The sequence below is a fragment of the Neisseria sp. P0001.S005 genome (assembly GCF_051963715.1).
The window spans coordinates 1-6,662 of the sequence record NZ_JBQCTZ010000188.1; the positions used below are offsets into that span (position 1 = coordinate 1).

Here is a 6,662-nt window from a genome sequence, read left to right on the forward strand (position 1 = left end):
CCCGTTCTGACTGCGACCCTCTTGAGCCTGAGTCTGAGCGGCTGCGTCGGCGCACTGATCGGCGGTGCAGCCGTCGGCACCAAATCCGCCGTCGACCGCCGCACCACCGGCGCGCAAACCGACGACAACGTTATGGCCTTGCGCGTCGAGACCACCGCACGCTCCTACCTGCGCCAAAACAACCAAGTCCAAGGCTACACGCCCAAACTGAATGTTGTCGGCTACAACCGCCACCTGCTCCTGCTCGGCCAAGTGGCTACAGAAGGCGAAAAACAATTTGTTGAACGCATCGCCCGTTCCGAACAAGCCGCAGAAGGCGTGTACAACTACATCACCGTTGCCTCACAAGCGCGTTCGCTCGGCGACGTGACCAACGATACTTGGGGTACATCCAAAGTCCGCGCCTCCCTGCTGGGCATCAGCCCGGCTACCCAAGCACGCGTCAAAATCGTGACTTACGGCAACGTGACCTATGTGATGGGCATCCTCACGCCTGACGAACAAGCCCGCGTGACCCAAAAAGTCAGCACGACCGTCGGCGTACAAAAAGTCGTGACCCTCTATCAAAACTACGTTGCCAACTGATTCACAGGCAACCCGGGGCCGTCTGAATATTCAGACGGCCATTCCTCCAACAATTACCCGACCCATCATGTCCAAGAATAATAAACCCCCTTTCCAACTTAAGCCCAAACACCTAATCCGCGCTTTATTCCTTGTCAGCTTTATCGCCGTCGCAGCCCTTGTTGCCGGCGTATTCAGCACCCTACACTCCGGTAAAACCGACGTACCCGAAAAAAGCCCTGCCGAACAAACCGACACACGCATTGAAGTTTGGCGCCCCAACGGCACAGTCGAACCTGAAACCGTTCAGCCTGCCAAGGACGGCGACGCAAAAACTGCCTCCGGCAATCCTGTCGTCCCACAAAATGAAAAAGGTGAAAAAGCGGAAGAAGGTGTAAAAAACGACCGCGCCGCTGCACACCGCGGCAAACGCACAGAAAACAAACGCACTGAAGCCGACAAATCAGAAAACACACCATCCGACAACAGCAGCCCTGCCGCTCAAAACAAACCTAAAGCAGACAGCCAGCCGGTAGAAAACAAAGCCGCAAGCAACAAACCTGCCGCACAAGCGATAGAAAACAAACCGGAAAAAGCCAAAGCCCCCGAGTCCAAACCGACTCCGAAAGCCGAGCCTGGGGCAAAACCACAAGCCAAACCGCGCAATAAAGACAATCTCGACAACCTGTTTTAAACAGACGGCACACCCGTCCCGTTCAGACGGCCTCCATGCCGTCTGAAACAAGAAGGAAACCTCATGAACGAAGTCATCATCAAAACCCCCGAAGAAATCGAAAAAATGCGCGAACTCGGCCGCTTGGTCGCCGAAGCCCTCGATTACATCGGCCAATTCGTCAAACCCGGCGTCACCACCAACGAAATCGACAAACTCGTTTACGACTACCACGTCAACGTTCAAGGCGGTTATCCAGCTCCCCTCAACTACGGCAACCCGCCCTACCCGAAATCCTGTTGCACCTCCGTCAACCACGTCATCTGCCATGGCATTCCCGACGACAAGCCGCTGAAAGAAGGCGACATCGTCAACATCGACCTGACCATTAAAAAAGACGGTTTCCACGGCGACTCCAGCCGTATGTTTACCGTCGGCAAAGTCTCCCCGATTGCCCAACGCCTGATCGACGTGACCCACGCCTCCATGATGGCGGGTATAGAAGCGGTCAAACCCGGCGCCACCCTCGGCGACGTCGGCTATGCCTGCCAACAGGTTGCCGAAAATGCCGGCTACTCCGTCGTGCAGGAATTCTGCGGACACGGCATCGGCCGCGGCTTCCACGAAGCACCTCAAGTAGTCCACTACGGCCGCAAAGGTGAGGGCCTCGTCCTCAAACCGGGCATGATTTTTACCATCGAGCCGATGATCAACCAAGGCAAACGCCATCTGCGCATCCTGAACGACGGTTGGACAGTGGTTACCAAAGACCGCTCCCTCTCCGCCCAATGGGAACACGAAGTTTTGGTTACCGAAACCGGCTACGAAATCCTCACCATCAGCCCTGCCAGCGGTAAGCCTTAACCTTGAAAAAACCTTCAGGCCGTCTGAAAACATAGATTCAGACGGCCTGAAGTTTATTCGCATTCTCAACCTAGAAAACCGAATAAAAACTCGAAATTAAGTTTTCACCCAAATTGAATTGTTTAATTATGTAAAAATTTGCTTACGCCATATTTAAGATAAGCGCATAATTTAATGATTTATATAATGAAAATTTACTGAAATAATGAATTAAGAAATATTTACACAAATTATGGCAGACAGCGGAAAACTTCTTTCGAATATACTGTCTAATTATCTAGATCAGTCATTTGCAATACGCCCACATATCACCCCAAAAGCCTACAGGAAAGGGATACAGGCATTCTTGCAGACCCATTTTTATGCCTAGAGGCATGCAACAAATACCACAATAAGGAAGATTCATGAAATCGTTCGAAAAAATTGAAAACATCCGCGATATCCGTAAAAAACTCGGCTTGAACCAAATGGACTTCTGGAGCCGCATTGGTGTGACTCAATCCGGTGGTTCCCGTTACGAATCCGGCCGCAATATGCCTAAACCTGTACGCGAATTGCTGCGTTTGGTACACATCGAGCGCGTAGATTTGGCTAAAGTTAACCGTGACGACTTGGCCGTTGCTTCCCTGCTGAAAAACCGCGACCCTGAGTTGTACGCTTCTCTGAAAAGAGAAGCCAAAGCCGACAAAAGTAAATAATCAAGCTATTCAAAAGGCCGTCTGAAACTCGTTTTCAGACGGCCTTTTTACTTTCTACACCCTAAGGGCATGTCTGCATACATGCCCTTTTCCATTTACGGCTGATACTGTTTGAAATAGTCCAACACGATTTGCGGCAGCCATTGCAGATTCAGACGGCCTTGATCGCGGCTGACAAAACCGACATGACCGCCGTATGCCGGTTGCAGCAGCGTAACGGCCGAGGACACGTCCCGCCCGGTCGGCAGGGCTTCTGGCGGCAGGAAAGGGTCATTGACGGCATTGAGCAGCAGTAACGGCGTACCCACGCCTTTCAGGAACGGTTTGCAGGAATTACGGCGGTAGTAATCGTGGCGGTCGGCAAAACCATGTAGCGGCGCGGTAAAGCGGTCGTCAAAATCGCCAAGCGTTTTGCAGTTTTGCTGGCTTAAGGCCGTCTGAAACTGAGGAATCGCCTGGGCTTTCGGCAACAGCGAATTTAAAAAATAGCGCGTGTAAATCAGTCGCGTCATGCCCTGATCAAATCGCGTACCGGCCGCTACGGCATCAACCGGCGCGGAAACGACGGCAGATGCGCGTGGAACGGCATTGCTGCCCTGCTCACCCAAATATTTGGCCAGGGCATTGCCCCCCAAAGAAACGCCGACAGCGTAGATGGTTGAATAGCGTCGGGCCAGTGTGTTGAGCATAAAGGCGATTTCGGGCGTATCGCCGAGGTGGTAGAACACGGGCGCGGTGTTTTCTATACCGCCGCAACTGCGGAAATGGGCAACCACGCCGTTCCAACCGCGCTGCTGCACGGCTTTCATCAGCTCGACTGCGTAATGACTCTCGCTGCTGCCTTCCAGTCCGTGGAACAAAACCACCAACGGCGCATCAGGATTGGCGCTGTCGACAAAATCGTAGGCAACTTGGGTTTTGCCGGTACTGTCGGGCAGAAGCTCGCGGCGGTAGTCGGGCGCCTTGCCTTGCAGCAGCTTGGCAAACAGAGTATCGGCATGGCCGTTTCTGAGCCAATAAGGCGTGTTGGGCGAACGTATATTCATGGTTTATTTCTTCTGTTTTTCAGACGGCCTGAAGATGAGCATATACACCAGCAAGGCAGTCAGCGTGCCGTTTGTCCAGCCTGCCCAAACGTCGGTGGGATAATGCACGCCCAAATAAATGCGTGAAAACCCGGTCAACAGGGCAAAGGAAATACCGCCTATCCAAGCGGCGCGGCGGTAGCGCGTGCGGCGGCAAAGCAATATCAGCATGACGGCAATGGCGGCGGAAAACGTACTGTGGCCGCTGGGGAAGGAAAAATTGCTCTCTTCAATTAGGCGCGGCCAAAGCAGCGGACGTTCGCGGGCAAACCATACCTTCACAATCAGCATGTTCAAAGTCGGCACCAATGCCGCCAACACGCAAAACAGTGCTTCGCGCTTCTTATCGGCAAAATACAGGGCGGCGGCGACTGCGCCGATCAGCGGCACGGCAATCGCGGTTTTGCCCAGATAGTGCAACACGGTGGCAATCGGATCAAACCATGTGCCCGCGTGGGCATGGACGGCGTGCATCAGCGGCGGCTCAAAAGCAAAGCCGCCATATTGCGCCAGCCAAATACCGATGATGAGGGTTGGCGGCAAAAACAGCAAAGAGGCAAAAGTCAGTGCGCGTCTGGATTGGGCTGGGGATAAATGCATTATTCCACCGTTTCTTTCAAAGTCGCGCCAATCGCCTGCAAACCCTGCAACGCATCTTCCCACGCAGCATCCAGCAAGCGGCAGGCCTCGACTTCCGCTTTGATGCCGAACTCGATATGCGGCGGAGTATAACGGCCGTCTGAATCGGTACGGCCCACGGTGGGCAGGCTGTAAGAACGGATACCGGCGTAGGTACGCTCAAGATGTTCCATAATCGGCGTAATGCGCGACTCGGGTTGGTCGAACACATACACACTGCGGCTGCCGCGTTCGGTTTGGTTAAAGCGGTCGGCGTAATAAGTTTCCAATACCCATTCCGCCATCGGATGCGCCATCACGGGGAAACCGGGGAAGAAATAGTGCTCGCGGATGGAAAATCCGGCGATGTTGTTAAACGGATTGGGCACCAATTCCGCGTCTTCGGGAAAATCCGCCATTTTCAGGCGTTGGGCGTGCTCCGGCGAATCAAGCGGCTCGCCGCGTTTCCGGGTCACGCCTTCGATAAACTTGGCGGCTTCAGGATGGCGAACGACAGGCAAATCCAAAGCAGCCGCGGCGGCTTGGCGGGTATGGTCGTCGGGCGTGGAACCGATGCCGCCGGTAACGAAAGTCGGCAGGCCGTCTGAAAAGCTGCGGCGCAGTTGTTTGACCAACAAATCAGGTTCGTCGGGCAAGTATTGCACTTGATTGAGCTTCAGCCCGCGCGCTTCCAGCAGGGATTTGAAAAAGGCGAAATGCTTGTCTTGGCGGCTGCCGTGCAGTATTTCGTCGCCGATGATGATGAGGTTGAAAGCGTTCATAAATGGGGTTTCTTCTTGGAGGCCGTCTGAAACATTCAGACGGCCTCACGGCTGACAATATGCTCTATTTATAAGATAATGGAACCCGTTTTTCAAGTCTGAAGGAAGAATTCTCCATGAGCCACAACCACACCATCCTGCAACACCTACCCATCGGTCAAAAAGTCGGCATCGCCTTCTCCGGCGGTCTTGATACCTCTGCCGCGCTGTTGTGGATGAAACTCAAAGGCGCGCTGCCTTATGCCTACACTGCCAACCTCGGTCAGCCCGATGAAGACGATTACAACGCCATTCCTAAAAAAGCGATGGAATACGGCGCAGAAAATGCCCGCCTGATTGACTGCCGCGCGCAGTTGGCACACGAAGGCATTGCCGCCATCCAATGCGGCGCGTTCCACGTTTCCACCAGCGGCATCGCCTACTTCAACACCACGCCTCTGGGCCGCGCCGTGACCGGCACCATGCTCGTTTCCGCTATGAAAGAAGACGATGTAAATATTTGGGGCGACGGCAGCACCTACAAAGGCAACGACATCGAGCGTTTCTACCGCTACGGCCTGCTCACCAATCCCGCGCTGAAAATCTACAAACCTTGGCTCGACCAACAATTTATCGACGAACTCGGCGGCCGTCACGAAATGAGCGAATTTCTGATTGCCAACGGCTTCAACTACAAAATGTCGGTTGAAAAAGCCTACTCTACCGACTCCAATATGCTGGGTGCCACCCACGAAGCCAAAGACTTGGAATTCCTCAACAGCGGCATCAAAATCGTTAAGCCCATCATGGGCGTTGCCTTCTGGGACGAAAGCGTCGAAGTCAAACCCGAAGAAGTCAGCGTGCGCTTTGAAGAAGGCGTGCCGGTTGCACTGAACGGCAAAGAATACGCCGATCCTGTCGAACTCTTCCTCGAAGCCAACCGCATCGGCGGCCGTCACGGCTTGGGCATGAGCGACCAAATCGAAAACCGCATCATCGAAGCCAAATCACGCGGCATTTACGAAGCCCCGGGAATGGCATTGTTCCACATCGCCTACGAGCGTTTGGTCACCGGCATCCACAACGAAGACACCATCGAACAATACCGCATTAACGGCCTGCGCCTCGGCCGCCTGCTCTACCAAGGCCGCTGGTTTGACAGCCAAGCGCTTATGTTGCGCGAAACCGCCCAACGCTGGGTTGCCAAAGCCATTACCGGCGAAGTCACCCTCGAACTGCGCCGCGGCAACGACTACTCGATTCTGAACACCGAATCGCCCAACCTGACCTACCAACCGGAACGCCTGAGTATGGAAAAAGTTGAAGACGCAGCGTTCACACCGCTCGACCGCATCGGCCAACTGACCATGCGCAACCTCGACATTACCGACACCCGCGC

General features: G+C 54.1%; 8 protein-coding genes. 5 read left to right on the forward strand and 3 right to left on the reverse strand.

What is annotated here, in order from left to right; all coding sequences use genetic code 11:
* The first annotated feature begins 6 nt into the window (after window positions 1-6).
* From ACTHSP_RS16370 to ACTHSP_RS16385, 4 genes are all read left to right on the forward strand, one after another.
* Window positions 7-585 carry a BON domain-containing protein gene (locus ACTHSP_RS16370; protein WP_440346465.1) on the forward strand — a complete coding sequence of 193 codons (579 nt, stop codon included), beginning with the start codon at window positions 7-9 and terminating at the stop codon, window positions 583-585.
* A gap of 67 nt (window positions 586-652) precedes the next feature.
* Complete coding sequence (locus tag ACTHSP_RS16375) at window positions 653-1,258, forward strand: hypothetical protein (protein WP_440346460.1); 606 nt, start codon at window positions 653-655, stop codon at window positions 1,256-1,258.
* A gap of 42 nt (window positions 1,259-1,300) precedes the next feature.
* The gene (gene map / locus ACTHSP_RS16380) at window positions 1,301-2,101 is read left to right on the forward strand and encodes a type I methionyl aminopeptidase (RefSeq protein WP_224783515.1); all 801 of its coding nucleotides are present in this window, start codon (window positions 1,301-1,303) and stop codon (window positions 2,099-2,101) included.
* Window positions 2,102-2,505: 404 nt separating this feature from the next.
* Window positions 2,506-2,799, forward strand: a complete 294-nt coding sequence (locus ACTHSP_RS16385; RefSeq protein ID WP_070631732.1) for a helix-turn-helix domain-containing protein — start codon at window positions 2,506-2,508, stop codon at window positions 2,797-2,799.
* A 95-nt stretch (window positions 2,800-2,894) separates the two neighbouring features.
* Here the strand turns inward: ACTHSP_RS16385 and ACTHSP_RS16390 are convergent, their stop codons facing one another.
* From ACTHSP_RS16390 to ACTHSP_RS16400, 3 genes are read right to left on the reverse strand one after another with little or no spacing between them, the layout of a single operon-like run.
* Window positions 2,895-3,845, reverse strand: a complete 951-nt coding sequence (locus tag ACTHSP_RS16390) for a YheT family hydrolase (RefSeq protein WP_440346461.1) — start codon at window positions 3,843-3,845, stop codon at window positions 2,895-2,897.
* 3 nt (window positions 3,846-3,848) lie between these two features.
* A complete protein-coding gene (locus tag ACTHSP_RS16395; protein ID WP_440346462.1) occupies window positions 3,849-4,484 on the reverse strand; it encodes a phosphatase PAP2 family protein in 636 nt (211 codons plus the stop codon).
* Window positions 4,484-5,284 (reverse strand): competence/damage-inducible protein A, encoded by an 801-nt coding sequence (locus ACTHSP_RS16400; protein ID WP_440346463.1) that lies wholly within the window; start codon window positions 5,282-5,284, stop codon window positions 4,484-4,486. The genes ACTHSP_RS16395 and ACTHSP_RS16400 overlap by 1 nt, the downstream gene beginning before the upstream one ends.
* A gap of 116 nt (window positions 5,285-5,400) precedes the next feature.
* On the opposite strand from ACTHSP_RS16400, the gene argG reads away from it, so the two are divergent.
* A partial coding sequence (gene argG, locus ACTHSP_RS16405; protein WP_440346464.1) for an argininosuccinate synthase occupies window positions 5,401-6,662 on the forward strand: 1,262 nt, incomplete at its 3' end.

Excerpts from the sequence above, each read along its gene's own strand:
- ACTHSP_RS16375 (WP_440346460.1), top strand. The coding sequence starts at position 653 with ATGTCCAAGAATAATAAACCCCCTTTCCAACTTAAGCCCAAACACCTA.
- ACTHSP_RS16385 (WP_070631732.1), top strand. The coding sequence starts at position 2,506 with ATGAAATCGTTCGAAAAAATTGAAAACATCCGCGATATCCGTAAAAAA.
- ACTHSP_RS16390 (WP_440346461.1), bottom strand. The coding sequence starts at position 3,845 with ATGAATATACGTTCGCCCAACACGCCTTATTGGCTCAGAAACGGCCAT.
- ACTHSP_RS16395 (WP_440346462.1), bottom strand. The coding sequence starts at position 4,484 with ATGCATTTATCCCCAGCCCAATCCAGACGCGCACTGACTTTTGCCTCT.
- ACTHSP_RS16400 (WP_440346463.1), bottom strand. The coding sequence starts at position 5,284 with ATGAACGCTTTCAACCTCATCATCATCGGCGACGAAATACTGCACGGC.